We start from the raw sequence: 25788 nt of genomic DNA on the forward strand, positions 1-25788 counted from the left end.
ACTATTTCCCCCTTCTAAAAATTTAAATGAGATATATACTTTTAGTGATCTTTTGCGCTATCAACCTGCAGGCATCCGCCCAGTGGTGGCGCCTCGATTTTAAAAAGCACACAAGGTATCCGCAAATAGCCCAGGTTAAAAATCATTCGCTAAAAAAATTCCTTTCGGCCAAAGCCACTGTTTACAAACCAAAAGTTACCCTTGTAGCCGTTCCGCGCAGTCAGTTCAGTTTAGAAATAAACGAACGTATTGTAATGCGGGCCGCGCAGCACAATATGCGTTTCCGCGAATATGCGCAGGCCAGCTACCGGTTTAGCGAACTGGCAAAGATCTATGTTGGCGAGAACCGCCTGTCGGAAGCGAAGTGGTATTACCTGCAAAGTATATTGATATCCAAACAGCAAAACGATTTTAAACACACCATAGATAACCTGGTAAGCCTGGCTATGATAAAGGCCGACCTGGGCGACCTTACCCAGGCACAACAGGACCTGGCCGAAGCACGCGACATTGCACGCAATACAGGCCGCAACGCCGACGTTAAGATGATAGAGGATAAGATAAAATTTGTGCAAAGCAATAAGGTATGGCTGCCAAAATCTGAGTTGCGTTACGCCGAGGCTGTAGATGTTACAGGGAAGTCAAAATAACACCGTATTTTGTAACATTTCCGTAAAATGCAGGTCTTATAATTTAATCAACCCAAACATTATTGTATTATTGTTATTCAATATATTAGCGGGACGGCTTTGTGGCTGTCTCTTTTTTTATGATGGAAATTAAAAACAGGCACAAGTATTGATGTTTAACACAGGTCCCGATTTAAATAGTGTAAAAGATATGTTCAAGAAATTATATTTATTGCTGGTTTTAGCCACTGCGCTTGCCTGCAACGCAGCCCCGTCAAAACCAAATTACAAACACGCAGGCCCTAACGATCTGCAGCCCGATGAACAGCAAAGTGTTGTTTTAAAATATGTGGCAGGCCTTATATCCGAGTATAATTACAAAAAAGTGCCTTTAAACGATTCGATATCGGCCATTATTTACGACCGTTACCTTAAAAAGCTTGATGAAAATCATAACTATCTTTTGGCATCGGATATAAAGGAATTTGAGCAGTTTAAAACCACGCTTGACGATGATATTAAAGCAGGTAACCTGGCCAACGTTTTTTACATATTTAACGTGTTTCAGAAACGGTATACCGAGTACGTGAACTTTTCTGTAGCGCAGCTTGGTAAAAACTTCGATTTCACTAAAAACGAAACGTTTACTTACGATCGTGATAAGCTGCCCTGGGCATCATCAGAAACCGAAGTGCACGACCTTTGGGCGCAACGTGTAAAATACGACCTGCTTAACCTGAAGCTTACCGGTAAGGACCTGGCTGCTAATAAAGAGACATTAAAAAAACGTTATACCAATATCCTGTCGCAATCAAATAAGCTTTCAAACCAGGATGTTTTCCAGGCGTTTATGGATGCCTTTACCGAGGCTATCGACCCGCACACCAATTACTTTAACCCTGCCCTTGCTGCCAACTTCAATATCGATATGTCGCGCTCTTTAGAGGGTATCGGCGCATCGCTGTTGCTCGAAAACGAATATGTAACTATAAAAAGCGTTACGCCGGGCGGCCCTGCCGATAAAAGCAAACTGGTGAATACCGACGACCGTATTGTGGCCGTAGCCCAGGGAAAAACGGGTGAATTTCAGGACATAGTAGGCTGGAGGATAGATAATGCCATTGCCCTTATACGTGGTGCAAAAGGTACAACAGTACGCCTGCAATTGCTTGCTAAAGGTAGCCCGGTTACTGCCAAACCACGAACAGTTGAACTGGTTCGCGAAAAAATCATCCTGAAAGATATTTCTGCTAAAAAGGAGATCCGCACGTACAACAATAATGGTAAAACAGTTAAAATTGGCGTAATTTCTATCCCGGCGTTTTATCTTGATTTTGCCGATTATAAAGCGGGCAACCCTAATTACAAAAGCACCACGCGCGATGTAAAGCTGATCCTCGACAGCCTAAAACGCGAAAATGTTGACGGTGTGGTTGTCGATCTTCGCCAGAATGGCGGTGGCTCGCTAATGGAAGCCATTGAATTGACCGGCCTGTTCATTAAAACGGGCCCGGTTGTACAGGTTAGGGACTCGCGTAACCAGGTTGAAGTGGATAAGGATGAAGACCCCGCTATAACCTACACCGGCCCGCTTGCCGTATTGGTAGACCGTTTCAGCGCATCTGCATCAGAGATCTTCTCGGGCGCTATACAGGATTATGGCCGTGGCTTGATACTGGGTACCCAAACCTATGGTAAGGGCTCGGTGCAGAACGCTATAGACCTGGATAAGGTAATTACACCAAGCTTAAAAGATAAATTGCTTGCAGTAGCCGGTAAACCCAAAACGGTAGCTACGGGTAGCCAGAACAAATTTGGCCAGTTAAATTTAACCATAGCCAAGTTTTACCGCATCAGTGGCAGTTCTACACAGCATAAAGGCGTTATCCCCGATATCGATTTTCCATCTGTAATACCTTTGGATAAATATGGTGAGGATACAGAGCCATCGGCAATGCCGTTTGATATGATAGATAAAAGCGCGTATGCAACCATCGGCAATTTTGCAACGGTATTGCCGCAGCTTAAAAAACTGCACAGCGACCGTATGGCTGCCAGCCCAAGTTTTAAATACTTACTTGAGGATATTGCTGAATCAAATAAGCAGGCCGAAGAAAAAAGCGTTACCCTTAACGAGCAAAAGCTTAAATTGGAACGTGACGCCGATGAGCAAAAAACATTTGAACGTAACAACCTGCGCAGGGTGGCATTAGGCCTGCCCGCATTGAAAAAAGGCCAGGTAAAACCTAAGAACGAGGATATGGATTTTTTACAAAAAGAGGCAGGACAAATTTTAACAGATTACCTTACGCTGGATAATAAAATGACCAGTCTGAAATAAGGTGTTTAAAATATATTCTAAAGCCCGTTCATTATTTGAGCGGGCTTTTTTTGTTCCTGAAATTATCCATTGGCACATTATAAAAATGTAACAATTTATTTATAAGTTTGTCTAACTAATAATTAGTATGACAACTAAAAAATTTGACAGCTATTCGCACCTGCTCGACCGTACGGCCCGCAGGGTAAAAGGCTATGCCCAGCAACGGTTTACAACGGGCAATTTTGATGTAACCGTTGACCAGTGGCTGATATTAAAAAGCCTTGACGACGACCGCTACCTGAAACAAAAAGAACTGGCCGAACTTACCGGCAAGGATAACCCCACGCTAACCCGCATCATTGACCTGCTTTGCAAAAAAGGGCTTACCGAGCGCGTAATGCACAAGGATGACCGCCGCAGCTTTACCGTGCACCTTACAGAACCAGGTAAGGCCAAGTTGCTGGAGCTATCCCCCAGGGTAAACGAGATCCGCATGAAGGCCTGGGAAAACCTAACCGAGCACGACTACGAGCAGCTGAAAACGATACTGAATAAAATTTATCAAAATTTAGAACCTTAATACCATGATTATTACAGATATAGGCATAATAGGCGCCGGCCCAACCGGCTTGTTTGCCGTTTTTGAAGCCGGATTATTAAAAATGCACTGCCATTTGATCGATTCGCTGCCACAGGCCGGCGGGCAGTTGTCTGAGATCTATCCGCAGAAACCCATTTACGATATACCCGGCTACCCAACGGTTAACGCGCAGGAGCTGGTTGATAAGCTGTCCGAACAAATAGCGCCTTTCCATCCCGGCTACACGCTTGGCGAACGGGTGGAAACCTTGCAAAAACAGGATGATGGCACCTGGCTCATCGGCACTAACGAGGGTACAGAAATAAACTGCAAAGTAGTAGTGGTAGCCGGAGGCCTGGGCTGTTTTGAACCCCGCAAACCCGAGGTTGACCGCCTGGCGGAGTTTGAAGGCAAGGGCGTAATGTATGCCGTGCGAAACCCCGAAGTATTTCGCGACAGGAATATAGTTATAGCCGGCGGAGGCGACTCTGCGTTAGATTGGACGATCTTTTTGGCAAACGTTGCCAACCGTGTAACGCTGGTACACAGGGGCGATACCTTTAGGGGCGCGCCGGATGCGGCCGAAAAAGTTGCAGAACTGGCACGCACCGGCGCTATCGACCTGGTGCTTAAATCGCGCGTGGTTGTGCTGGATGGTGCCGGGCATTTGGAACAGGTAACCCTTACCGGGCACGATAATCAGACCCGCCATATACAGGCCGATAACTTTATCCCGCTTTTTGGGCTTAGCCCTAAACTTGGGCCGATAGAGGATTGGGGATTGAACATCGATAAGTCGGCAATCAAGGTGAACACCGTTGATTACAGCACCAATATCGATGGAATTTTTGCCATTGGCGATATAAATACTTACCCCGGTAAGCTTAAGCTGATACTATGCGGTTTCCATGAGGCGGCACTAATGGCCCAAAGCGCGTTCAAATACGTTTACCCCGATCAGCGCCTTACGTTTAAATACACAACCGTTTACGGTATAACCGAACTGGCATGATCACCTTTACAGTTGAAGACAGGGATGGCGCACAAGTGTTAATAGAGATTCCCGAAGGCATAAGCCTTAGCCTGATGGAAGTACTTAAAGGCAGCGACTACCCCATTTTGGCTACGTGTGGTGGGATGGCGCTTTGCGCTACTTGCCGGGTACAAGTACTTAAGGGATTAGATCAATTGCCGCCACCGGGCGATAACGAATTGGATATACTGGACACCTTGCCCTTTGTGGACGAGAGTAGCAGGCTATCGTGCCAGTTAAGGGTTAACGAAAGCCTGGAAGGCTGCCTCTTCCGCATCCCGCAGGAAGATTAAGAAATGTAGAGACGCGATACTTAGCGTCTCTTTGCTTTGTGGTTATATCCCGCTATCAAAACCAATTCCCCTTCCATGGGTTATTACAACACTATGGCCAAACCATTGCTGGAGTTTACAGACAGGGGCATTTACTGTGCACAAGGGAAATTTTATATCGACCCATGGAAACCTGTGGACGATGCCGTAATAACCCATGCACATGCCGACCATGCTTACGTGGGCCATAAAAATTACCTGGCGCATCATCTTTCAAAAGAAGTGCTTTACTACCGCCTTGGCGAAATAAACCTGCGGACCATAGAATACGGTGAAACGGTAACTAAAAACGGCGTGCAGATCTCCATGTACCCCGCAGGGCACGTTATCGGTTCGGCGCAGATCAGGGTGGAGTACAAAGGCGTGGTTTGGGTGGTATCAGGTGATTATAAGACTGACGATGATGGTATCTCCACCCCGTTCGAGCCGGTGAAATGCCACCACTTTATTTCGGAATGCACCTTCGGGATGCCTGTTTATTCCTGGAAGCCTCAGAGTGAAATTTTTACCGATGTAAATAACTGGTGGCGTGGCAATGTAGAAAATGGCGTAGCTACCGTTATAGTCGGTTACTCGTTAGGCAAGGCGCAACGCATCCTGCAAAACCTCGATCTGGATATCGGCAAAGTATATACGCACGGCGTGATCGAAAACACCAACGAAGCCTTGCGGCGCAACGGCGTGATGTTAAATCCAACAGAACGCATCACTTCGGAGTCCTCGAAAGAGGAGGTGCGCAAAGGCATCATCATAGCCCCGCCATCATCGGTAGGTACGCCCTGGATGCGAAAGTTTGGGCCATATAGTTTTGGTTATTGCAGCGGATGGATGGCCATCCGTGGCGCTAAACGCCGCCGCGCTGCCGACAGGGGCTTCATCATGTCTGACCATGCCGACTGGAACGGCTTGGTAAGCGCGATTGATGCCACCGGCTGCGAGTGCGTTTATTTGACACATGGCTACACCGCATCGTTCACGAGATATTTAAATGAGATAGGTTTTAACGCGAGAGAGGTTCATACATTATATGGTGGTGAAGAAGAAGATTCAACTATAACTGAAGGCGAGGAAGTGAAAGAAGAAAATGAACTTTCGAAAGAAGAGAAAGTCTCCCCTATCGGGGGAGATTTAGAGGGGGCTGCGCCATGAAAGCCTTCGCCCAACTCTTCCTCTCGTTAGACGAGACCAACAAAACCAACGAAAAAGTTAAGGTACTAAAGGATTACTTTATCAACGTGCCCGATACCGATAAAATGCATATGCTTGCCCTGTTCACGGGCAGGCGGCCAAAGCGGCCCATCAACTCTACGCTTATCCGTAACTGGGCTATCGAGGCATCAAACATCCCGCAATGGCTTTTTGAAGAAAGCTACCATGTGGTGGGCGACCTTGCCGAAACCATGTCGCTGCTGATGCCTGAAAGTGACCGGAGCAGCAATAAAACCCTGACCGAGTGGATAGCCGAGATAAACGTGCAAGCTGCCCGTACCGAAGAAGAGCGCAAACTATGGCTGCTGGATTCGTGGGCTATGCTGGACAGGCAGGAACGCTTTGTATTTAACAAACTGCTTACCGGCAGCTTCCGGATAGGGGTATCAAGCAACCTGGTGGTAAAAGCCCTGGCAGATATTACCGGCATTGAAGCGCCTGCGCTTACCCACCGCATTATGGGTAGCTGGATGCCCGAGGATTACACCTACGACCAACTGGTGCAGGAACAAAGCGCGGCTGACAATATCTCGCGCCCGTACCCTTTCTTTTTGGCTTACCCGATACAGGAAACCTCCGAGAAGCGTAAGTCCGCAGAAGAAGTAGGACTTGCCCTTGGCGATGCCGAGGATTGGCAGGCCGAGTGGAAATGGGACGGCATCCGCGCGCAGATGATCAAACGCGGCGGCGAAATTTTTATCTGGAGCCGCGGCGAAGACTTGGCCACGGAAAAATTCCCCGAATTGCACCCTTTTTTGAATGCCCTGCCGGATGGTACTGTGCTTGATGGCGAGATCCTGAGTTTTCAGAATGGCCTGCCGATGCCCTTTAATGTACTGCAAACCCGCATCGGCCGCAAAAATTTGAGTAAGAAGATCCTTACCGATAGCCCGGTAGCTACCATTGTTTACGATTGCCTGGAATACGCAGGCGAGGATATCCGGTACAAAACACAATCCGAAAGGCGTGAGATATTAGAGAAACTGCAAAGCGAAACCGAATATCCGGAAGTCTTTCGTATCTCATCGCTTATACAGTTTAACAGTTGGGACGAACTGGAAAAAATCCGCGAGCAATCGCGCGCCATGATTGCCGAGGGTATTATGCTGAAGCGCAAAAGCGCCACTTACCAGGTTGGCCGCCGCCGCGGCGATTGGTGGAAATGGAAGATAGACCCGCTATCGGTTGATGCGGTGATGATATACGCCCAAAAAGGCCATGGCCGCCGCGCCGACCTCTACACGGATTACACCTTCGCCGTTTGGGATGGCGATAAACTGGTTCCCTTTGCCAAAGCCTACAGCGGCCTTACCGATGCCGAGATCAACAAGGTAGACTATTTTGTGAAACGCAATACCCTCGAAAAATTTGGCCCGGTGCGCACTGTAAAGCCCGAACTGGTTTTCGAGATAGGGTTTGAGGGCATTAACAAATCTACACGGCATAAATCGGGCATCGCCCTGCGTTTCCCCCGCATCCTGCGCTGGCGGCACGATAAACCCAAAGAAGAAGCAGATACGCTGGAAAGTTTGAAGGATCTGTTAGGGGAGCATGGGGGATAATTGAAATAAACGTAAGCTAAGAAGGCCTTTTTCTCCTTGTCATCCTGAGCGAGAGCGAAGGATCTATTAGCGAACTGTGCATGCCGACTACGCATATCGGCGATTAGATGCTTCACTACATTCAGCATGACAAATCTGCACATCTATCAAACATCTATCAGCAAACTCTCCCCAAACTTCTGCGAAACGGTTTTATGTTCATTGCCATCAATACTGATCACCAAAGAACTATCGAACGGGATCTTTTCTATCAGCTGTATTTTTGTTCCGATGTTGATGTTGAGTTTGATCAGATATTGCAAAAATGCACTGGTTGTATCTTTCACGGCGGCCACCCTGCAAAGGGCACCGGGCTTTACATCGGCAAGGGTGGTTGAATGCCGCCTGGGCATTTTGCCATTTGCTTTGGGGATAGGGTCACCGTGTGGGTCGTACTCAGGGAAGCCAAGGAATTTATCCAGCCTGTCGGGCAGCGAAGCATCTTTAATATGTTCCAGTTCCTCAGCAATATCATGGATCTCGTCCCAATGGTAGCCCAGTTTCTCTAACAAAAACACTTCCCAAAGGCGGTGACGGCGCACAATAAGCGTAGCATCTTTTTGTCCCTGCGTGGTCAGTTCAACGCCTTTTTTTTTTATCGTAGCCTATCAGCTGCTTATCAGTGAGCTTGCGGATCATGTCCACCACCGATGCCGGGTTATTGCCAAGCGATTCGGCAATGGCGGTTGGTGTTATCTTTTGCCCTTTGTCCTGCCCAAGCCGGTAAATACATTTCAGGTAGTTCTCTTCTGATAGGGTGTGCATCTGCAATAATTATTAGTATCTGAAAGAAAGGCCAACGAAATATACTTTATCGGCGGTTTTGCTAAGCCCGTAATTTAAACCTGTATCAATATTCAGGTTATCAGTAACCGAAAATATCAAACCACCGTTTGCATAAGTATCTGTTATTTTACTATAAGCATTATAATTGGCGTAAGCTTCTATAAAACAATCCAGGCGCTTACTTATCAACCGGCCAAAGGTAAAGGAGTATAGGTACTCGCCATGGTAATTATCATCATCTTCTTTAGCCACGCTTACGCTTACTTGCGTACCAAAGCTCCAGTTGTCATTTATCTTTAGCGCGAAGGGAAGGGTTAACCCTCCCTGTAACCCGTTATTGGCAAAAGAAGATGTGGGGAGCTTGATAAAAGGTAATAATGCAAAGGCGGTTTTGCCACCATCATTGCCCCATAAATTATACTTAAGCCTTACAGAAATATCGTCAAAGCCGCCGGTTTTGTCAATTATTTTGCCGGTTTTCAAATCTCGGGTGGTGATGTTAACATAAGTGGGCATCACCAGTTGTATGTCCATTTTTTGGGTAAGCCCCAGTTTATAGTTGGCAAGGTTATAATCGTTTTGGATAGTATTAACCCCATCGCTGCTGTTCCGCGTATGTTTAAAAAGGTCAGTTTCTACCTGGAAATGGCCGGCCTCTACTGTATATGCGCTTTCCGTAACATCGGGCCGGTCGGTTTCCATGTCTTTCATTTTATCTTTCGGCACCGGGTTAAACAAACTGTATTTATGGCGGGCCGTATCCGTTTGCGCATAGGCAAACGTGGTGAGTAAACTTATCAGGAGCAGGGAGATGGTGAAACGCATACTACAAAACTACATAATAATTAGCATTATCAAATAATAAAAATTAGGCAAGACTAATTTATTTAATATTTAATACCCCCCCCCCCATAACAAACGATCGCAATGGGGACAAGGACTAAAATGGTTGAAAAATATTCGTTTGATTTTTAAGTAAAGAGTGCCAACTTCGCATTCCCGATAATCCATTATCGGTAAAATCAATTTTCGAATCTGTGGAATCTAACTATCATATTAAAATAGCACAGGAGCTTGCAGTTGGAAGCAAGCAGGTAAGCGCCACTATCGCCCTGCTTGACGAAGGCGCTACCGTACCGTTCATATCCCGTTACCGTAAAGAGGTAACCGGCAGCCTCGACGAGGTGCAGGTGGCCGCCATTCGCGACCGCGTGCAGCAACTGCGCGACCTGGATAAGCGCCGCGAGGCTATTATGAAATCGCTAACTGATATGGGCAAGCTTACACCCGAACTGGAAATGCAGGTAAACGCCGCCGAGACCATGGTACTGCTGGAAGATATTTACCTGCCCTATCGCCCCAAACGCAAAACCCGCGCCACCGCAGCCCGCGAAAAAGGATTACAGCCCCTGGCCGATGCTGTATTAGCCCAAAAGAATTTTGATGTGGAGCTGGAAGCCGGTAAATATATCAACGAAGAAAAAGGCGTTAACAACGTTGAGGAGGCTTTGGCGGGTGCACGTGATATTATTGCCGAACACATCAGCGAGCATGCCGAAACAAGGGCTCAACTGCGCCAGTTGTTTACCGAAAAAGGCGTTTTTGAATCGAAAGTAGCGCCGGGAAAAGAGATTGAAGGCATCAAATACAAAGATTATTTTGATTGGACGGAACCGGTTAAATCGGCGCCATCCCACCGCATCCTGGCCATGCGCCGCGGCGAAAAGGAAGAGATCCTTTACCTGGATATTAAACCCACCGAAGAAGATGCTATCGCGCTGTTAGAGCGGGAATTTATCACCTCGCGCAACGCGGCGGCTAACCAGGTTGGCCTGGCCATTGTTGATGGATACAAACGTTTGTTAAAGCCATCAATGGAAACAGAGATCCGCCTGCTGACCAAAAAGAAGGCCGACGAGGAAGCCATCCGTGTATTTGCCGAGAATGCCCGCCAGCTTTTATTAGGCGCGCCGCTTGGCCAGAAACGCATTATGGCTATCGACCCCGGTTTCCGCACAGGCTGCAAGTTGGTTTGTTTGGATGAGCAGGGCCAGTTATTAGAGAACACCGCCATTTATCCTCATACAGGAGCGGGGCAGGCTAAAGAGGCCGAAAAAACCGTACAACATCTTTTTGAAAGATATAATATCGAAGCTATAGCTATTGGCAACGGTACCGCCGGCCGCGAAACGGAGTTGTTTGTACGTAACCTTAACCTGCCGGGAGCAACCATCGTAATGGTGAACGAAAGCGGCGCGTCTATCTATTCTGCATCGGATGTAGCCCGCGAGGAATTCCCGGATAAGGATATTACCGTTAGAGGTGCAGTTTCAATCGGTCGCCGTTTGATGGACCCTTTAGCTGAGTTGGTGAAAATAGACCCTAAATCCATCGGCGTTGGCCAATACCAGCACGATGTTGATCAGAATAAATTACAGGTATCGCTGGATGATACCGTTATGAGCTGTGTTAACGCGGTTGGCGTAGAATTGAACACGGCATCAAAGCAAATACTGGCCTATGTATCGGGCCTTGGCCCGCAACTGGCGCAAAACATTGTTGAATACCGCAACCAGAACGGCGCCTTTAAACGCCGCGACCAGTTGAAGAAGGTCGCCCGCCTTGGCGACAAAGCCTACGAGCAGGCGGCAGGCTTTTTGCGCATTCGCGGAGCGGAAAATCCATTGGATACCAGCGCCGTTCACCCGGAGCGTTATGCACTGGTAGAACAAATGGCGAAAGACCTGAAATGCAGCGTGCAGGACCTTATCCACGATAACAACCTGCGGAAATCAATCCCCCTGCAAAAATATATATCTGATACGGTAGGCCTGCCTACCCTTAACGATATTATGGCCGAGCTGGCTAAACCGGGCCGCGACCCGCGCGAACAGTTTGAAGCATTCAGCTTTACCGAGGGCGTAAATGCTATTAGCGATTTAAAGGTTGGCATGAAACTGCCGGGCATTGTAACCAATATTACCAACTTTGGCGCCTTTGTAGATATCGGTGTGCACCAGGATGGGCTGGTACACCTTAGCCAGATAACCAATCGCTTTATTAAAGACCCTAACGAGGTGCTTAAAGTGCATCAAAAGGTGGAAGTAACCATTACCGAAGTTGATGCTGCCCGCAAACGCATCTCGTTATCCATGAAAGAGAATGAAAAACGCGAGCCGGTAGCCTTTAAACCTCGCGAGCAAAAGCCAGTACAAAAGTCATTTACGCCAAAACCTAAAGCTGAGCCTGAGCCCGAAATGGATATGATGAGTAAACTGGCAGCGCTGAAGAACAGGTTTAAATAAGATAGGCAGAGAAAAATAAACAATACATCAGTCTGAGCCTGTCGAAGACTTTTACCCCGTGCAAAGCTCGCGAATGGTTCGACAAGCTCACCATGACATGTTAGTTACGTTTGATTTATCCTTTTTACTTTTTCTCGGCCAGCGCTTTCTTAACGGCCGCTTTAACGGTAGCGTTTGTTTTGGCATTCCGTTTGGCGCGCATTTTAAGGTTCAGCATTTCTACAAGGATAGAAAATGCCATGGCGAAGTAGATATAACCTTTAGGGATATGCTGTTCTAAGGCTTCGGCTAACAGGGATACGCCTATCAGTAACAGGAACGATAAGGCCAGCATTTTTACTGTTGGGTGCTTGTTCACAAAGTTGGCTACGCCCGATGATGCCCACATCATTATACCTACAGCAACAACTACCGCGGCTATCATTATCTCTACATGTTTGGCCATACCCACTGCGGTAATAACCGAATCGAGCGAGAACACGATATCAAGCAGCATGATCTGGAAAATGGTACCCCAAAACGAGTGTGGTTTAACCTTATCGGCGTCTTCCTCTTCGCCTTCAATTTTATGGTGTATCTCGGCCGTGCTTTTATAGATCAGGAATAAGCCTCCTACAATAAGTATCAGGTCGCGGCCTGAGATGGCCAGTTTTTCAAACCAGTCGCCGTCTGTAATGCCAAATAATCCTGAAATATTAAACAGCGGGGCGGTAAGTTTCATCACCCAGGTAATGGTTAGCAGCAATAATATACGGGTTATCATCGCCATGGCCAAGCCCATCTTACGGCCTTTTTCCTGCTGGTGCTTTGGAAGCTTATCAGATAGTATGGATATAAATATCACATTATCGATACCTAAAACTATCTCTAAAACAGTAAGGGTTATCAAGGATACCCACGCTTCCGGGTCGGTTAATATTTCCATCAGGTTGTAAACTTTTCAGCGCTAAAATAGCAAAACCCCTGCCGTTATTGGCAAGGGTTTATAATTTATGCTTATTTCAATAGTTTTTTAATAGAACTTTACATCGGTATAGCTGGCGTTGATGGCAATTTTACCATCACTGTTGTTTTTGCCGATATACCCCTTGTAGGTTTTGGTCGACGACCAGCCGCGCTCTTCATCGCCTGGTGTTTTGGTTGTAACTTTCATATTATCGTCGTCGTAATTAAAGCCGCCAAATTTGGTAACCACATCAAAGTTAAAGCTGTCGGCATCCTTAAAATCAAGTTTTATTTTAGTGAATGATGCATTGATGGTAAGGTTGCGTACCGATTTATCTATCGCGCCAATATCAAAGCCATTACCATATTTAATGTTAACATCAACGTTATTCTTCAACCTGTCAACGGTCATCCCGGCAAACGAGATGTTAGCATCAACATTGCTTACCGTTCCTGCTTTTAGTTTTCCGTAGCCTATGTAAAGCTTACCACCATTAAAAGTTACTATGTTGGCATCGCCAAAATTCACCTTTACATCGTTATCCCTGTTTAAAAGCCGCTGTGCATTCAGGGTGCCATATGATACCCTTAAAAGTGTTTTGCCGCTCAGGTCTGGCAGGGTAACGCTGCCAAACTTATTGGTTAGGTCTAACATATTACCAGCGGGCATATATATGGTGTAGTTTATTTCCATATGGGTGTTGCCATGGCGGCCTTTTATATTGGCCAGGTTGGTTTTAAACGATACAACAGAGCCTGATTTGCTATCGCTGATACTCGAACCTTCCATCATTTTATTAACAAAATCCTCGTCTTCCGAGCCAAATTTCATCTGCACATCAACTTTAAATTCATTTTTGGCCCAGGTGTTAACCACTACCTTACCAAAACTGTTATTAATTTGCAAAATATCGTTTGCGTCGGCGCTGTACGATTTGCTGTAATTTTTTACCTTTTCGGTTACCTGGCCGCTGGCAAGCTTTTGCTTGTATTCGTCATCATTAAAATTATTACTGAAATTGATGCCATCCATGTTACTGAAACTGCCCGAAACGTTTGGCGCCAGATCGCTAAAACTGCCAGAAAAATTCTCACCAAAGTCCTTAAAGCCCTCGCCAAAGTTTTTACCGAAATCCTTAAAGCTTTCGTTGAAATTTTTACCAAAATCTTTGAAGTTTTCGGTAAAGTTTTTGTCGAGATCTTTAAACGCGAAGTTCATATCCATGTCCAGGTTCATCTTAAAGTTCTTTTTATTCATCTGCTTTTGCAGCTGTTTCATTTTAACTTTAAGGCCGGCCATGTTTTGTTTAAGCGCCTTGTTTTTATAAACATAAACTTTTGGCGCGGCTGGTGGTGCCGGCGGCGCCAAAACAGAGTCTTGTGCGGCCACGGTAGTGCTAATGGCAAGTACCGCGATAGCAGCAAGCAGGCCGTGTTTAAATATTTTTGTCTTCATTTTGATGGTCCTTTTTACTTTGATTAAATTGTTCAATTACGCTCAGTTGCTGATTAAGCACCTCTGTTTGTATTTGCAAGTTCCGGATCATTGCACGTAAAACACGCTCCTGGTTGGGGCTGGTGGCTAAATCTATATTTAGTTTTTTGTAGTTTGCATCCATTTTTATCAGCTCCGCATTAAACTCGTGGTATAGCTGCGGGTCGAATTTTGCAACCAGTTTTAGCCGGGTGCGCTGCCCTTCAATAACCGATGCGTAATGCACCTGCTGTTTGGCATAAGTTGGGTTAATATCGGCCAGGTTTACGCCTGCCGGTTTTTGATTTTTTAGATAAAGGCCGAACCCTAAACCCATAACTACGATCACCGAAGCGGCCACCTTTAGCACAAAGCCCAGCGAAAACGTTTTTGCTTCCCGCTTTTTTGGCGTGTGCACTTCCTCCCATGCATCTAACTCTTTGGCGATGTTGTTCCAGATATCGGCGCGTGGTTCCAGGTCGTCAAATTCTTCCCTGTTGCTGCTCATAAAATCTTCTAACCGCTTGCTCATTTTCTTATTCCTTTTCTTAATAATATCTCGCTCAATTTCCGCTTAGCTCTTAAAAACTGCGTTCTTGAGGTGTTTTCTGTAATATTTAATATCTCCCCAATTTCCTCGTGGTCATATCCCTCTAAAAGGTAAAGCGATATTACCAGCCGGTAACCCTCGGGCAATTCTTTCATGGCTTCTTTTACCTGTGCCACCTGGTATTGCACGTCTTCATCGTCCCAGGGCTCTTCATCAGGCACATTATCCAGTTGGCCGTCCTCTATCTCAACAAACTCTAACTTCCTTTTGCGCAAAAGGTTTATAGATCGGTGTACTACAATTTGTTTTAACCACAGGCCAAAAGTGGTTTCCTGCCTAAAATCTTTCAGTTTATTAAAAGCATCCGTAAACGATTCCTGCAAGATGTCTTCGGCCTCGCCAATATTGCCCACTACCCTAAAGGCGACGTTCAACATCGCTTTAGCGTACAATCGGTACAATTCGTAACAGGCTTTTTTACTGCCCTGTTTACATTCAACCACCAGGTGGTAATGTTTATCTACGTATACGGCTTCCAAATTACTGACAGGTTTCAGGTTAAATGACGCAGGGGTTTTAACAACGTTGCACGAGGTGCGATAAAAAAATGTCTGAAGTTGAATTTTTAAGGAATTAATTAAATATAAAGGATTCTGTTTGTTCAAAAATTCCTAAAATCCGGGTTCAGACAGGTACGCGTCTATCGCTTCTACAGCTCTTTTGTACCTATCATCCCCGGTGCCTGATATGGTTACGTATGTGGCGTTTAACGCTTTAAGTTCGTTATGCCATACATCCATAAAATGTTCGCGCAGATGCGGAAAATCGCGCAGGGGGTCGTCCTGCCAGGGCAGGTCGATGTCCAGTAAAAGGTAAAGGTGGTAAGGGTGTTTGGGCAGCTCGTCAACAACTTGCTGCGGGGCTTTGCCGAAGATCTGGTCGCTCCAAATTTTAACAGTGATAAAGGTAGTATCGCAGATAAGCAGCTTATTGGCCTTTGGCAACACCGCCGCCTCTAAAGCCAACTGGCCATGAAACATGTTGATCTCATCCTGCCAGGTGGGTGGTGCGGTTAACTTTTCGCAATAGCCGCGGGCATATTCGGGCACCCAAACGGTTTGGTAATGCTTTGCTAAAAAAGCCGACATGGTAGATTTGCCGGTAGATTCGGGGCCAACCACGGCTATTTTTATGATCTCGGATTTTCGCATTAGTTTCGTGTATCTTGATTTCTGCCTACGGCCTCTAATTTCCAGTCCTTTTTCCAGTCGATATAACCCATCAGGGCTATGCCCACATAAACGGCGTACATCAGGGCTGTAAGGTGCAGGTCTTTAAACAGGTAAACGCCCACATAAACAATATCTACAAATACCCATATCAGCCAGTTCTCGAGCACTTTTCGGGCCAGGAAAACCTGGGCAACAAGGCTGCAGGCCGTACAAAAGCTATCGAGGTAAGGGAACGAGGCGGTAGTGTATTTTAATACCGACCCCAGGATAACGGTAAATACAACGATGGCTGCGGCGGATAAAGCCACTTCCTTTTTTGTAATACGGGCAACCGGGATCTTTTTTTCTGCTGATGGCCTGCGGCCCCAGTACCACCACCCATAAATGTTCATAGCTAAAAAGTAAACCTGCAAACCCATATCGGCAAACAGGTGTTTATCGCGAAAAACAAAGAAGTAAAAGGTTACGCTAAGTATAGCGAATGGCCAGTTCCAGATATTGTTAAGCGCGGCTAACAATACACACAGTATGCCGGTTATAAAGCCGCAGGCTTCCAGCCAGGTAAGCTGCTGCCACCAATCATGCAGCGCGTGGATGATTTGCATAGCGTAAATATAGTAAGCCCCCTCTAAATCTCCCCCGAAAGGGGAGCCTTTATTATATCGTAAACTTAAAACCCTCTGCTGATCAGCAGAGGGTTTTAAGACAATGCCTTTGAGAAAGCCTTTCTCCCGATAGTTATCAGGATGGCGGCTTGTGGTGTATTACCAGATCTTAACCCTTTTGTCGGGATCCAGCCACATCTTATCGCCTTTTTTTATGCCGAAAGCTTCATAAAATTCCGGTACATCGGTAAAGGGGCCGTTCACACGCATAAAGCCGGGTGAATGCTCATTGGTTAATATTTGGCTTGAGAGTGATTCTTTCCTGTCCTGGCCCAGCCAGCCCAGCGCGTAGCCTAAAAAGTAGCGTTGTACCGGGGTTAACCCGTTAATGGTTTTGCCCTCCTTATACTGATCGGTTTTTTTGAAAGCATCAAGGCCAATAACGATACCGCCCAGGTCGGCAATGTTTTCGCCGAGGGTTGCTTTGCCATTAACATGCAGGCCATAAACGGTGTAATTATTAAACTGCTTTACCAGCATATCGGCACGTTGGGCAAACTTTGCCGAATCCTGCGGTGTCCACCAGGCTTTAAGGTTACCTTTTTCATCGTATTGGCGGCCCTGATCATCAAAGCCGTGGGTAATTTCGTGGCCAATGGTTGATGCGGCACCGTAGCCGTAAACAACTGCGTCGTCTATATTCTCATCCAATGCCCAGGGCACCATAAATATGGCGGCAGGCAGTACAATTTCGTTGTTTGATGGATTGTAGTAGGCATTATAAGTTTGCGGCGTCATGCCCCATTCGGTGCGGTCAACCGGTTTGCCAAGCTTATCGGCGTTAAATTTGTGCCAATAGTTATTACCGCGCATTACGTTTTGCGCGTACGAGTCGCGGGTTATTTCTAATGATGAAAAATCTTTCCACTTATCAGGGAACCCAACTTTAGGGAAAACCTTGGCAAGTTTATCATGCGCTTTCTTCTTGGTTTCGGCGCTCATCCAGTCCAGCTTATCAATGTGTTCGCCAAATGATGTGCGTACGGCTTCCACCAAATCAACGTAACGCTTTTTAGTTTTTTCGGGGAAGTATTCCTTTACAAAGATCTGCCCAAGCACTTCGCCCATCAGGCCTCCTTCGGTATCCAGCACACGTTTCCAGCGGGGCAGCTGTTCTTTACGGCCCGATACAACCGTGCCATAAAACCTGAAGTTTTCGTTGCTGAAGGCATTGCTCAGGTAAGGGCTGTAATCGTTCACCAGGTTTTTGCGGATGTAGTTTTTCCAGTCGTCGATACTATAAGCGGTCAGCGCTTTGTTAAATGCCCTATAATACTCGGGCTGGCCAACAATTACCGTATCAACCTTTTTATAATCCATCTGCTCAAAGGTTGCTGCCCAGTCGATAGCCGGTGCAAGCTTGCTTAAGCCGGCCAGTGGCATTTTGTTATAATTGTGATATGGGTCGCGCAGGTCTTCGAGCTTGCGCGAGCTATCTGCCAAAAACTTCTCTATAGCGTAAGTTTTTTGTGTGGCCGCTTTGGCTGTCGCGTCATCCAGGCCAAGCAGCTTAAACATGGTTGGCAAATGCTTCTGCTGATAATCGTTACGGATGGCCGCGCTATGCTCATCTGTATTAAAATAATAATCGCGGTTGGGCAGGCCTATGCCCGACTGGTATAGCTGCATAATGATCTTTTCGCTATTGCGGTCGTCCTGCCCGGCGTAAGCACCGATGGGGGTTTGCACGCCGATGGTTTCCAGGTGCGCAAATTCCTCCATCAGGGTTTTTACATCGGTTACCTTATCAACCTTAGCCAACTCGGCTTTCAATGGGGCCAGCCCTTGTTTTTCGATATTGACGGTATCCATACCGCTGTAATAAAAATCGCCTATTTTTTGCGTATTGCTACCCTTTGCGGCATCGGCTTTTAAAGCATCTTCATTTATCTTCTTCAGTTTATCGCGCAGGTCCTCCTGCACAACATTACCAATACCCCACGACGAATAGGCGCCGGGTATAGGGTTCTTTTTTAACCAGGCACCGTTGGCGTACATAAAAAAGTCATCACCCGGCTTTACGCTTTTGTCAATGTTTTTTATCAGCACATCATTATCGGCGTATATTTTATTCTTGTCTTTACAGGCGCTTAGTAACAAAGCCCCCATTGCACAGGCCGCAATAGCATGTACTGTGTTCTTTTTTATCATGATTTTTTATGGTTTGTATAAAATAAAATACAGGCAGTGTATGGAAAAACAGAATGTTACATTTTTCTGTACACCCTTATTAAGCTTTTTTTCTTTAAAAATCAGTTTAATGGATGGTTAAAGCAAAAAAAATCAAATTATTTGTGCAAAAAGAATGTTACGTATTTCTACGTGATCTTTAATTCGTTAAAAGAAAATTATAAAAGTGTAATTATTTATAAGTTGTTGTTTATCAGAAGTTAATATTTACAATCGGTTTCTTTTAGCGTAAACGTTTCCTTAAAGGCAATGGCATTGATATCGCCCTGATGATAACTTTCACAAGTTTTTTTGTGTAGTGTGCTAAATTATGGCTTAGGTTTTGATAAAAGCTAAGCGGTCCTGCATACATCTTTGAAAAAATATTACATCTACCTGTGAAAAACTTTCAAATTGTTAAGACTAAAACGAATTCTCAGTTGCCCAAGTTGAGATGAACATGTTCTTTTATTTTGGGTTTAATCAATAGTTTAAATTAATTAGGGGAAAAGGGAGCTTCAAAAGAGCTCTCTTTTTTTGTGCCGATATTTTTGCTATGCATGCATAATAATTATACCTTTAATTTTTATTTACAATTATGCAGTTTGAACTTACCGAAGAACACCTGATGATACGCCAGGCGGCGCGTGATTTTGCACATAACGTATTAAAGCCCGGCGTTATTGAACGCGACGAACACCAGAAATTCCCGGCCGAAGAAATAAGGCAACTTGGCGAACTTGGCTTTTTGGGCATGATGGTATCGCCGCAGTATGGCGGCAGCGGCATGGATGCCATATCCTACTCTATTGTGATGGAAGAGCTTTCAAAGGTTGATGCGTCCACATCGGTAGTGGTATCGGTAAATAACTCGCTGGTTTGCTACGGGTTAGAAAAATACGGTAACGAAGAACAAAAACAAAAATTTTTAGTGCCGCTGGCCCAGGGCCAAAAAATAGGCGCTTTTTGCCTGAGCGAGCCCGAGGCCGGTTCTGATGCCACATCGCAGCGCACCACCGCTATTGATATGGGCGACCATTACCTGGTTAACGGCACCAAAAACTGGATAACCAATGGCAGCACTGCATCTACCTATATAGTAATGGCCCAAACCGATGCCTCTAAAAAGCATAAAGGCATTAACGCCCTTATAGTGGAGAAAGGTATGGAAGGCTTTACCGTAGGTGCCAAAGAGAATAAACTGGGCATCCGCGGGTCGGATACGCATTCGCTGATGTTTACCGATGTTAAAGTGCCCAAAGAGAACCGCATTGGCGAGGATGGTTTCGGCTTTAAATTCGCGATGGCTACGCTGGAAGGCGGGCGCATAGGCATTGCCTCGCAGGCGTTGGGTATCGCATCCGGCGCTTACGAGCTATCGGTACAGTATGCTAAAGAACGTAAGGCATTTGGCAAAACCATTGCCGATTTGCAAGCCATACAATTTAAACTGGCCGATATGGCTACCGAGATTGAAGCTGCCCGCCTGCTTTGTTACCGCGCGGCCTGGTTAAAAGATAATGGCCTGCCATATGCGCAGGCAGCATCAATGGCAAAACTGTTTGCATCAGAAACGGCTATGCGCACCACTGTTGAGGCGGTGCAGATCCATGGCGGTTACGGCTTTGTAAAAGAGTATCATGTAGAGCGCCTGATGCGCGATGCCAAGATCACGCAGATATACGAAGGCACTTCCGAAATTCAGCGTATTGTCATATCGCGCGAGGTGTTGAGATAGTTTGACTACATTTATTACTTTTGATAAAGTATATTAAATTAGTAGTCTATTTTGAATATGATTAAAAAGATAATATTTAGCGCGCTCGTTCTAACCGCGCTAACACATATAAGCTGGGCTCAAACAAAATTGAAAGCTGGCGTTTGGCGGGGTGCATTACACACGGCATCGGCTAACCAGATTCCCTTTAATTTTGAGGTGACCAATACCGGCAATAAACAGGAACTTGCCATTATTAATAGTTCCGAGCATTTTAAAGTGACCGATATCACCGCCAAAGGCGATTCGGTATTTATAAAGATGCCTTTGTTTGAATCGGAATTTAGGTTAAAACAAGAGGGCGATAACCTGAAAGGACAATTTATAAAGCACTTAGGCGACCGTGATGTACCAATGGGCTTTACCGCGACGGCCGGTACACCATGGCGCTTTTTTGAAGCCCCCGCTAAAACCGCATACAATGTAAGCGGCCGCTGGTTGGCTATTATGGGCGACAGCACAGGCCGCGATACCACAGTTGGCGAGTTTAAACAAGCTGGCCAAAAAGTTACCGGCACTTTCCTTACCACCACCGGCGACTACCGTTTTTTAGAAGGCACGGTATCGGGCGATAGTTTATACCTGTCGTGCTTTGACGGTGGGCACGCCTACCTTTTCAGTGCAAAAATTGCTGATGATAATACCATTACCGGGGGTAAATTCTTTTCGGGCTTAACAGGCAAGGACGTATGGGTTGCTACCCGCAACCAGAACGCCAAATTGCCCGATGCTTACTCGCTTTCCGCATTAAAACCAGGATATAAAAAACTGGCGTTTACTTTTAAGGACCTTAACGGAAAAGCCGTTTCGCTTACCGATGCCCGTTTTAACAACAAGGTAGTTATTGTGCAGGTAATGGGCTCGTGGTGCCCCAATTGTATGGATGAGACCGCTTACATGGTTAATTATTACAAAAAATACCAGTCACGGGGCGTAGAAGTTTTAGGCCTGGCTTATGAACGCACTACAGATTTTACCAAATCGCAAAAGGCCCTGGCGCAGGTAAAGGCACGGTTTGATGTTAAATACCCGGTACTGATAACCGGTTACACCAGCAATAAAGCTGAAACTGCTAAGAGTTTGCCTGCACTAACCAGTGTTGTAGGTTTCCCAACCACCATTATTATTGATAAAAAGGGCGACGTGCGAAAGATCCACACCGGCTTTAACGGCCCGGGTACAGGCGAGCATTATACCGAGTTTATCAGCGAGTTTGAGAAGCTGACGGAGGATCTGTTGGCGGAGAAGTAAGAAGCCTGTAAATAGTGCAATCGCTCGGCTCCAGCCGAGTGATAAATATTTATAGGCCTCCGGCCGCCTCTGTATTTACGCAGCAAATTGCGGCGGGACGCCCTGTAATAATGGTCACTCGGCTGGAGCCGAGCGACGGCGCTAGATTTTACGGGTTTAAAAATAATCCCTCACTAACCTCCGGGATAATCCCTTTCTCCAGCGCAGTATCAAACAAAAGCTTTATAGCTTTTTTCCCCTCTACGCCTAAATCAACAGAAAATTTATTTACATAAAGGTCGATGTGTTTGTACATCACCTCTTCGCTCATTTCCTGCGCGTGCGAGCGGATATATTCCAGTCCCGATTTTGGGTTGGCAAATGCAAACTCCACCGAGCGTTTGATCACCCGGTTTATTTTATGCTGAATATTTAAAGGTAAATTGCGGTTGGCAACAATACCACCCAGCGGAATAGCGCAACCCGTACGTTTCTCCCAATAATCGCCCAGGTCGATGATCTTATGCAGGCCTTTATCCTGGTAAGTAAAGCGGTTCTCGTGGATAATGAGGCCTACATCTACCCTGCCATCCAACACAGCATTCTCAATATCCGAGAAAACCAGTTCCTGCTTATTTGTTGCATTGGGGAAAGCAAGGCTCAGTAAAAAGTTGGCTGTAGTATATTTGCCTGGAATGCCTATTAAAGGATTTCGGATTTCGGATTCCGGATGTCGAATTTCATTCTTTTCTAAACCCGAAATTGAAACTTCGGATTTAGAGATCAACAATGGCCCAACGCCAAAGCCTAAGGCGCTGCCTGCATCCAGCAAAATATATTTATCGGCGGCGTAGGCAAAAGCATGATAACTAAGCTTGGTAATATCCAGCTCGCCGCGAAAGGCTTTTTGGTTAAGCGTTTCCACATCATCATAAAACACCTCAAAATCCAGGCCTTCGGTATCAATTTTATGGTGGATAAGGGCATCAAAAATAAAAGTATCGTTTGGGCAGGGCGAAAAGCCAATGGTTAGTTTCATTTTACCAGGGTATAAATACGTTAATGGTTATAAGAATTGATTTGCTTTAATACGTACAACCTAACTTATAACACCTGCAAGCCGTTAATGAACTCTACTATAAAAGCATTCAGATTTTTAACGGCAAGGCCTATCTTCCAATTGTCTTTATCCCGTTTCTCAACATAATTTGACACAGCCCTGATCTGTACACATGGTATGCCCGCATGGTGGCAAACATAAAAAAAGGCAGCGCCTTCCATGCTTTCCAACTGAGGGTTCAGTCTTTTTTGTACCCGGTTAATAGACTCAGGCTCGCCGTGGACCGTATTTACGGTGATAGACCTAACCTGTTTCAGGTTTTTTAAAAGCGAGGAGGTTTTAGCCCCTTTAAAAATGCTGCTTACGGTTTGGGTAGCTTTAAACTCGCTTTCGCCAAAGCCCAATACGCTTACCGGCAAAAAGGAATCATTGTCTTCGGCACCAAGTTCGGCAATATTATCATGGATGATCTCCACTACATCACCAAGTTCAATGCTTCGGTCAAAACTGCCTGCAATACCAAAATTTATGGCCAGGTCGTATTGATTAGTCGCCAGTTCTTTACCCAGCGAATAAGCAGTTGCCACCATCCCAACGCCGGTAATAAGTAAGGTATGGCTAACCGAGTTTTTTTCATCAGGAATGGTGTAAACGTTTTTCTTTTCAGCATCCATAACCCGGAAACCAAAATCTAAAACAAACCTGCCCACCTCCATCCCTGTGGCTGCTACAAATAAAACTCTCATTTTGTAAATATTTTTGACAGCTAAGATAAAACAACTCGCCTGTTTTTGTTTTGTATATTTGCACCATTAATTGCTATGATGATACATATTACGCGCAAGGAACATTTTAACGCAGCACATCGCATGTACCGCGAGGAATGGAGCGCAGAGAAAAACCAGGAAGTTTTTGGCAAATGCGCCAACCCTAACTGGCACGGGCATAATTACAATTTGTTTGTAACCGTAAAAGGCGAGGTTACCCACGCTACCGGCTATCTGATGGACCTTAAAGAGCTTAAGATCATCATCAACGAGCATGTAATAGAAAAGCTGGACCATAAAAACATCAATATGGATGTGGAGTTTATGAAGGGCATAATGGCATCTACCGAATTGCTTTGCATAGGCATATTTAACCAGTTAAAAGCACCGATAGAAGCCTATCCCGGTGTTTACTTACATTCGGTGAAATTGTATGAAACAGAAAACAACTCGGCCGAATATTTTGGCGGATAAACCTAACCTATGATCGACGACCAAAATATTCCTGACAGGGACGAGGGCATAAACGGCTATCAAAAAATTGACCGCTATAACCCCGAACTGATCCAAAACCTATCGGCCAGTTACCTTGACGTTTTAAAACAGATTGGCGAAAACCCAAATCGCGAGGGGTTGTTGAAAACGCCTGAGCGGATTGCAAAGGCAATGCTTTATCTTACACACGGGTATGACCTTGATGCAAGAGACATTCTGAATTCGGCAATGTTTAAAGAAGAGTACAGCCAAATGGTTATCGTAAAAGATATTGAGGTGTACTCGATGTGCGAACACCATATGCTGCCATTTTTTGGTAAAGCACATATTGCTTACATACCAAACGGCTATGTAGTAGGCCTTAGCAAAATCCCCCGTATAGTTGATGTATTTGCGCGCAGGCTGCAGGTACAGGAGCGTTTAACCAACGAAATTAGAGATTGCATCCAGGAAACGCTTAACCCCATAGGAGTTGGCGTGGTAATTGAGTGCAGGCACCTGTGCATGAGCATGCGGGGTGTACAAAAACAAAACTCGGTAACAACCACATCGGCTTTTACAGGCGAGTTTTTAAAAGGCCAGACACGAACAGAATTTTTAAACTTAATTTCTTCCAATTTGAGTTAAGTGCGAAGAAGGGAGTGAGGAGTGCGGCAACGCTCTGATATCCTCGCTCCGTCAACTAATAAATATTACAATAATGAAAGCATACATTTTTCCGGGACAGGGTGCCCAGTTCCCGGGTATGGGAAAAGACCTTTACGAGCAAAGCGAACAGGCACGCGCATTATTTGAACAGGCTAACGAAATATTGGGTTTCAGCATTACCGATGTAATGTTTGACGGTACCGAGGATGACCTGAAGCAAACCAATGTTACCCAGCCCGCCATATTCCTGCACTCGGTGATATTGGCTAAGGTTTTGGGTGATGATTTTAAGCCCGAAATGGTAGCCGGCCACTCGCTTGGCGAATTTTCGGCTTTAGTGGCAAGCGGCGCTTTATCTTTCGAAGATGGGCTGCGCCTGGTTGCCGCGCGTGCAAATGCCATGCAAAAGGCCTGCGATATACAACCCGGTACTATGGCTGCTATTTTAGCGCTTGATGATTTTACCGTAGAAGATATTTGCCAGCGCTTAACAGATGTGGTTGTGCCTGCAAACTATAACTGCCCCGGCCAATTGGTAATATCAGGTACAGTTGCCGGTATTGATGCCGCCTGTATTAAAATGACCGAAGCCGGCGCAAAGCGCGCCTTAAAGCTGAATGTTGGCGGGGCTTTCCACTCGCCGTTAATGGAAGCTGCCCGCGTTGAGCTGGAAGCAGCTATTATTAATACCGAATTTAAGGAGCCGGTTTGCCCGGTTTATCAAAATATAGACGCCCACCCGTACACGGATATCGAGCATATAAAACACAACTTGATAGCCCAGTTAACTGGCCCGGTACGCTGGACACAAACCGTTGAGCAAATGCTTAGGGATGGCGCTACATCGTTTACCGAAGTTGGGCCGGGTAAGGTACTGCAAGGCCTTGTAAAAAAGGTTGACCGCGAAGTGCCTGCAGCAAGCGCTGTAATACAATAATTACAAAGCCATCTGTTTGCTAACGGATGGCTTTTACTTTT

The 25788-nt window shown here is 45.7% G+C and carries 25 protein-coding genes; 13 read left to right on the forward strand and 12 right to left on the reverse strand.

Features of this window, described 5'->3' with window-relative positions; all coding sequences use genetic code 11:
• The first annotated feature begins 26 nt into the window (after positions 1-26).
• The 7 genes from EWM62_RS15235 (at position 27) to EWM62_RS15265 (ending at position 7668) form a co-directional block, all read left to right on the forward strand.
• On the forward strand, positions 27-650 hold the full coding sequence (locus EWM62_RS15235; RefSeq protein WP_129877544.1) for a hypothetical protein: 624 nt from the start codon (positions 27-29) through the stop codon (positions 648-650).
• A gap of 190 nt (positions 651-840) precedes the next feature.
• A complete protein-coding gene (locus EWM62_RS15240; protein ID WP_129877545.1) occupies positions 841-2970 on the forward strand; it encodes a carboxy terminal-processing peptidase in 2130 nt (709 codons plus the stop codon).
• Positions 2971-3097: 127 nt separating this feature from the next.
• On the forward strand, positions 3098-3532 hold the full coding sequence (locus tag EWM62_RS15245) for a MarR family winged helix-turn-helix transcriptional regulator (protein ID WP_129877546.1): 435 nt from the start codon (positions 3098-3100) through the stop codon (positions 3530-3532).
• A 4-nt stretch (positions 3533-3536) separates the two neighbouring features.
• Positions 3537-4544, forward strand: a complete 1008-nt coding sequence (locus tag EWM62_RS15250; protein ID WP_129877547.1) for an NAD(P)/FAD-dependent oxidoreductase — start codon at positions 3537-3539, stop codon at positions 4542-4544.
• Positions 4541-4858: a 2Fe-2S iron-sulfur cluster-binding protein gene (locus EWM62_RS15255; protein ID WP_129877548.1), complete on the forward strand. Its 318-nt coding sequence runs from the start codon at positions 4541-4543 to the stop codon at positions 4856-4858. The genes EWM62_RS15250 and EWM62_RS15255 overlap by 4 nt, the downstream gene beginning before the upstream one ends.
• A 75-nt stretch (positions 4859-4933) precedes the next feature.
• Positions 4934-6046 (forward strand): ligase-associated DNA damage response exonuclease, encoded by a 1113-nt coding sequence (locus tag EWM62_RS15260; RefSeq protein WP_238989363.1) that lies wholly within the window; start codon positions 4934-4936, stop codon positions 6044-6046.
• On the forward strand, positions 6043-7668 hold the full coding sequence (locus EWM62_RS15265) for an ATP-dependent DNA ligase (protein ID WP_129877549.1): 1626 nt from the start codon (positions 6043-6045) through the stop codon (positions 7666-7668). Before EWM62_RS15260 ends, EWM62_RS15265 begins: the two co-directional genes overlap by 4 nt.
• A gap of 146 nt (positions 7669-7814) precedes the next feature.
• On the opposite strand, the gene EWM62_RS15270 is transcribed toward EWM62_RS15265, so the two are convergent.
• The 3 genes from EWM62_RS15270 to EWM62_RS15275 are packed head-to-tail and all read right to left on the reverse strand — an operon-like array spanning position 7815 to position 9318.
• Positions 7815-8249 carry a metal-dependent transcriptional regulator gene (locus EWM62_RS15270; protein WP_203235059.1) on the reverse strand — a complete coding sequence of 145 codons (435 nt, stop codon included), beginning with the start codon at positions 8247-8249 and terminating at the stop codon, positions 7815-7817.
• A gap of 37 nt (positions 8250-8286) precedes the next feature.
• Entirely contained in the window at positions 8287-8472 is a 186-nt protein-coding gene (locus EWM62_RS19490) for a metal-dependent transcriptional regulator (RefSeq protein ID WP_203235060.1), read from the reverse strand.
• A 12-nt stretch (positions 8473-8484) separates the two neighbouring features.
• Entirely contained in the window at positions 8485-9318 is an 834-nt protein-coding gene (locus tag EWM62_RS15275) for a transporter (RefSeq protein WP_129877550.1), read from the reverse strand.
• Between the two features lie 212 nt (positions 9319-9530).
• Between EWM62_RS15275 and EWM62_RS15280 the strand changes: the two genes are divergently transcribed.
• The gene (locus tag EWM62_RS15280; RefSeq protein WP_238989364.1) at positions 9531-11798 is read left to right on the forward strand and encodes a Tex family protein; all 2268 of its coding nucleotides are present in this window, start codon (positions 9531-9533) and stop codon (positions 11796-11798) included.
• Positions 11799-11922: 124 nt separating this feature from the next.
• Here EWM62_RS15280 and EWM62_RS15285 read toward each other — a convergent pair whose 3' ends face one another.
• From EWM62_RS15285 to EWM62_RS15315, 7 genes are all read right to left on the reverse strand, one after another.
• Positions 11923-12723, reverse strand: coding sequence for a TerC family protein (locus EWM62_RS15285; protein WP_129877551.1), 801 nt, complete (start codon positions 12721-12723; stop codon positions 11923-11925).
• A gap of 87 nt (positions 12724-12810) precedes the next feature.
• On the reverse strand, positions 12811-14199 hold the full coding sequence (locus EWM62_RS15290; protein WP_129877552.1) for a hypothetical protein: 1389 nt from the start codon (positions 14197-14199) through the stop codon (positions 12811-12813).
• Positions 14180-14749: a hypothetical protein gene (locus EWM62_RS15295; protein ID WP_129877553.1), complete on the reverse strand. Its 570-nt coding sequence runs from the start codon at positions 14747-14749 to the stop codon at positions 14180-14182. Before EWM62_RS15295 ends, EWM62_RS15290 begins: the two co-directional genes overlap by 20 nt.
• A complete protein-coding gene (locus EWM62_RS15300; protein ID WP_129877554.1) occupies positions 14746-15306 on the reverse strand; it encodes an RNA polymerase sigma factor in 561 nt (186 codons plus the stop codon). Before EWM62_RS15300 ends, EWM62_RS15295 begins: the two co-directional genes overlap by 4 nt.
• Before the next feature lie 132 nt (positions 15307-15438).
• Positions 15439-15978 (reverse strand): AAA family ATPase, encoded by a 540-nt coding sequence (locus EWM62_RS15305; protein WP_129877555.1) that lies wholly within the window; start codon positions 15976-15978, stop codon positions 15439-15441.
• Positions 15978-16604 (reverse strand): nicotinamide riboside transporter PnuC, encoded by a 627-nt coding sequence (gene pnuC, locus EWM62_RS15310; protein ID WP_129877556.1) that lies wholly within the window; start codon positions 16602-16604, stop codon positions 15978-15980. Before pnuC ends, EWM62_RS15305 begins: the two co-directional genes overlap by 1 nt.
• A gap of 159 nt (positions 16605-16763) precedes the next feature.
• Positions 16764-18815, reverse strand: coding sequence for a M13 family metallopeptidase (locus EWM62_RS15315; RefSeq protein WP_129877557.1), 2052 nt, complete (start codon positions 18813-18815; stop codon positions 16764-16766).
• A 616-nt stretch (positions 18816-19431) separates the two neighbouring features.
• Between EWM62_RS15315 and EWM62_RS15320 the strand changes: the two genes are divergently transcribed.
• The gene (locus tag EWM62_RS15320) at positions 19432-20571 is read left to right on the forward strand and encodes an acyl-CoA dehydrogenase (RefSeq protein WP_129877558.1); all 1140 of its coding nucleotides are present in this window, start codon (positions 19432-19434) and stop codon (positions 20569-20571) included.
• Between the two features lie 57 nt (positions 20572-20628).
• Entirely contained in the window at positions 20629-21861 is a 1233-nt protein-coding gene (locus EWM62_RS15325; RefSeq protein WP_129877559.1) for a TlpA disulfide reductase family protein, read from the forward strand.
• Between the two features lie 148 nt (positions 21862-22009).
• On the opposite strand, the gene EWM62_RS15330 is transcribed toward EWM62_RS15325, so the two are convergent.
• Entirely contained in the window at positions 22010-22879 is an 870-nt protein-coding gene (locus tag EWM62_RS15330) for a menaquinone biosynthesis family protein (protein ID WP_129877560.1), read from the reverse strand.
• A 65-nt stretch (positions 22880-22944) separates the two neighbouring features.
• On the reverse strand, positions 22945-23646 hold the full coding sequence (gene mqnB, locus EWM62_RS15335) for a futalosine hydrolase (protein WP_129877561.1): 702 nt from the start codon (positions 23644-23646) through the stop codon (positions 22945-22947).
• A 78-nt stretch (positions 23647-23724) separates the two neighbouring features.
• On the opposite strand from mqnB, the gene EWM62_RS15340 reads away from it, so the two are divergent.
• The 3 genes from EWM62_RS15340 (at position 23725) to fabD (ending at position 25747) form a co-directional block, all read left to right on the forward strand.
• Entirely contained in the window at positions 23725-24141 is a 417-nt protein-coding gene (locus EWM62_RS15340; RefSeq protein WP_129877708.1) for a 6-pyruvoyl trahydropterin synthase family protein, read from the forward strand.
• Positions 24142-24150: 9 nt separating this feature from the next.
• On the forward strand, positions 24151-24789 hold the full coding sequence (folE, locus tag EWM62_RS15345) for a GTP cyclohydrolase I FolE (protein WP_129877562.1): 639 nt from the start codon (positions 24151-24153) through the stop codon (positions 24787-24789).
• A 73-nt stretch (positions 24790-24862) separates the two neighbouring features.
• The gene (gene fabD, locus EWM62_RS15350) at positions 24863-25747 is read left to right on the forward strand and encodes an ACP S-malonyltransferase (protein WP_203235061.1); all 885 of its coding nucleotides are present in this window, start codon (positions 24863-24865) and stop codon (positions 25745-25747) included.
• The last annotated feature ends 41 nt before the right edge of the window (positions 25748-25788 follow it).

This window comes from Mucilaginibacter terrigena (assembly GCF_004168255.1).
In the GTDB taxonomy this organism is placed as follows: domain Bacteria; phylum Bacteroidota; class Bacteroidia; order Sphingobacteriales; family Sphingobacteriaceae; genus Mucilaginibacter; species Mucilaginibacter terrigena.

Excerpts from the sequence above, each read along its gene's own strand:
- EWM62_RS19490 (WP_203235060.1), bottom strand. The coding sequence starts at position 8,472 with ATGCACACCCTATCAGAAGAGAACTACCTGAAATGTATTTACCGGCTT.
- EWM62_RS15330 (WP_129877560.1), bottom strand. The coding sequence starts at position 22,879 with ATGAAACTAACCATTGGCTTTTCGCCCTGCCCAAACGATACTTTTATT.
- EWM62_RS15265 (WP_129877549.1), top strand. The coding sequence starts at position 6,043 with ATGAAAGCCTTCGCCCAACTCTTCCTCTCGTTAGACGAGACCAACAAA.
- EWM62_RS15305 (WP_129877555.1), bottom strand. The coding sequence starts at position 15,978 with ATGCGAAAATCCGAGATCATAAAAATAGCCGTGGTTGGCCCCGAATCT.
- pnuC (WP_129877556.1), bottom strand. The coding sequence starts at position 16,604 with ATGCAAATCATCCACGCGCTGCATGATTGGTGGCAGCAGCTTACCTGG.
- EWM62_RS15290 (WP_129877552.1), bottom strand. The coding sequence starts at position 14,199 with ATGAAGACAAAAATATTTAAACACGGCCTGCTTGCTGCTATCGCGGTA.
- mqnB (WP_129877561.1), bottom strand. The coding sequence starts at position 23,646 with ATGAGAGTTTTATTTGTAGCAGCCACAGGGATGGAGGTGGGCAGGTTT.
- EWM62_RS15325 (WP_129877559.1), top strand. The coding sequence starts at position 20,629 with ATGATTAAAAAGATAATATTTAGCGCGCTCGTTCTAACCGCGCTAACA.
- EWM62_RS15255 (WP_129877548.1), top strand. The coding sequence starts at position 4,541 with ATGATCACCTTTACAGTTGAAGACAGGGATGGCGCACAAGTGTTAATA.
- folE (WP_129877562.1), top strand. The coding sequence starts at position 24,151 with ATGATCGACGACCAAAATATTCCTGACAGGGACGAGGGCATAAACGGC.
- EWM62_RS15250 (WP_129877547.1), top strand. The coding sequence starts at position 3,537 with ATGATTATTACAGATATAGGCATAATAGGCGCCGGCCCAACCGGCTTG.
- EWM62_RS15240 (WP_129877545.1), top strand. The coding sequence starts at position 841 with ATGTTCAAGAAATTATATTTATTGCTGGTTTTAGCCACTGCGCTTGCC.
- EWM62_RS15245 (WP_129877546.1), top strand. The coding sequence starts at position 3,098 with ATGACAACTAAAAAATTTGACAGCTATTCGCACCTGCTCGACCGTACG.
- EWM62_RS15285 (WP_129877551.1), bottom strand. The coding sequence starts at position 12,723 with ATGGAAATATTAACCGACCCGGAAGCGTGGGTATCCTTGATAACCCTT.
- EWM62_RS15260 (WP_238989363.1), top strand. The coding sequence starts at position 4,934 with ATGGGTTATTACAACACTATGGCCAAACCATTGCTGGAGTTTACAGAC.
- EWM62_RS15340 (WP_129877708.1), top strand. The coding sequence starts at position 23,725 with ATGATACATATTACGCGCAAGGAACATTTTAACGCAGCACATCGCATG.
- fabD (WP_203235061.1), top strand. The coding sequence starts at position 24,863 with ATGAAAGCATACATTTTTCCGGGACAGGGTGCCCAGTTCCCGGGTATG.
- EWM62_RS15275 (WP_129877550.1), bottom strand. The coding sequence starts at position 9,318 with ATGCGTTTCACCATCTCCCTGCTCCTGATAAGTTTACTCACCACGTTT.
- EWM62_RS15315 (WP_129877557.1), bottom strand. The coding sequence starts at position 18,815 with ATGATAAAAAAGAACACAGTACATGCTATTGCGGCCTGTGCAATGGGG.
- EWM62_RS15295 (WP_129877553.1), bottom strand. The coding sequence starts at position 14,749 with ATGAGCAAGCGGTTAGAAGATTTTATGAGCAGCAACAGGGAAGAATTT.
- EWM62_RS15235 (WP_129877544.1), top strand. The coding sequence starts at position 27 with ATGAGATATATACTTTTAGTGATCTTTTGCGCTATCAACCTGCAGGCA.
- EWM62_RS15320 (WP_129877558.1), top strand. The coding sequence starts at position 19,432 with ATGCAGTTTGAACTTACCGAAGAACACCTGATGATACGCCAGGCGGCG.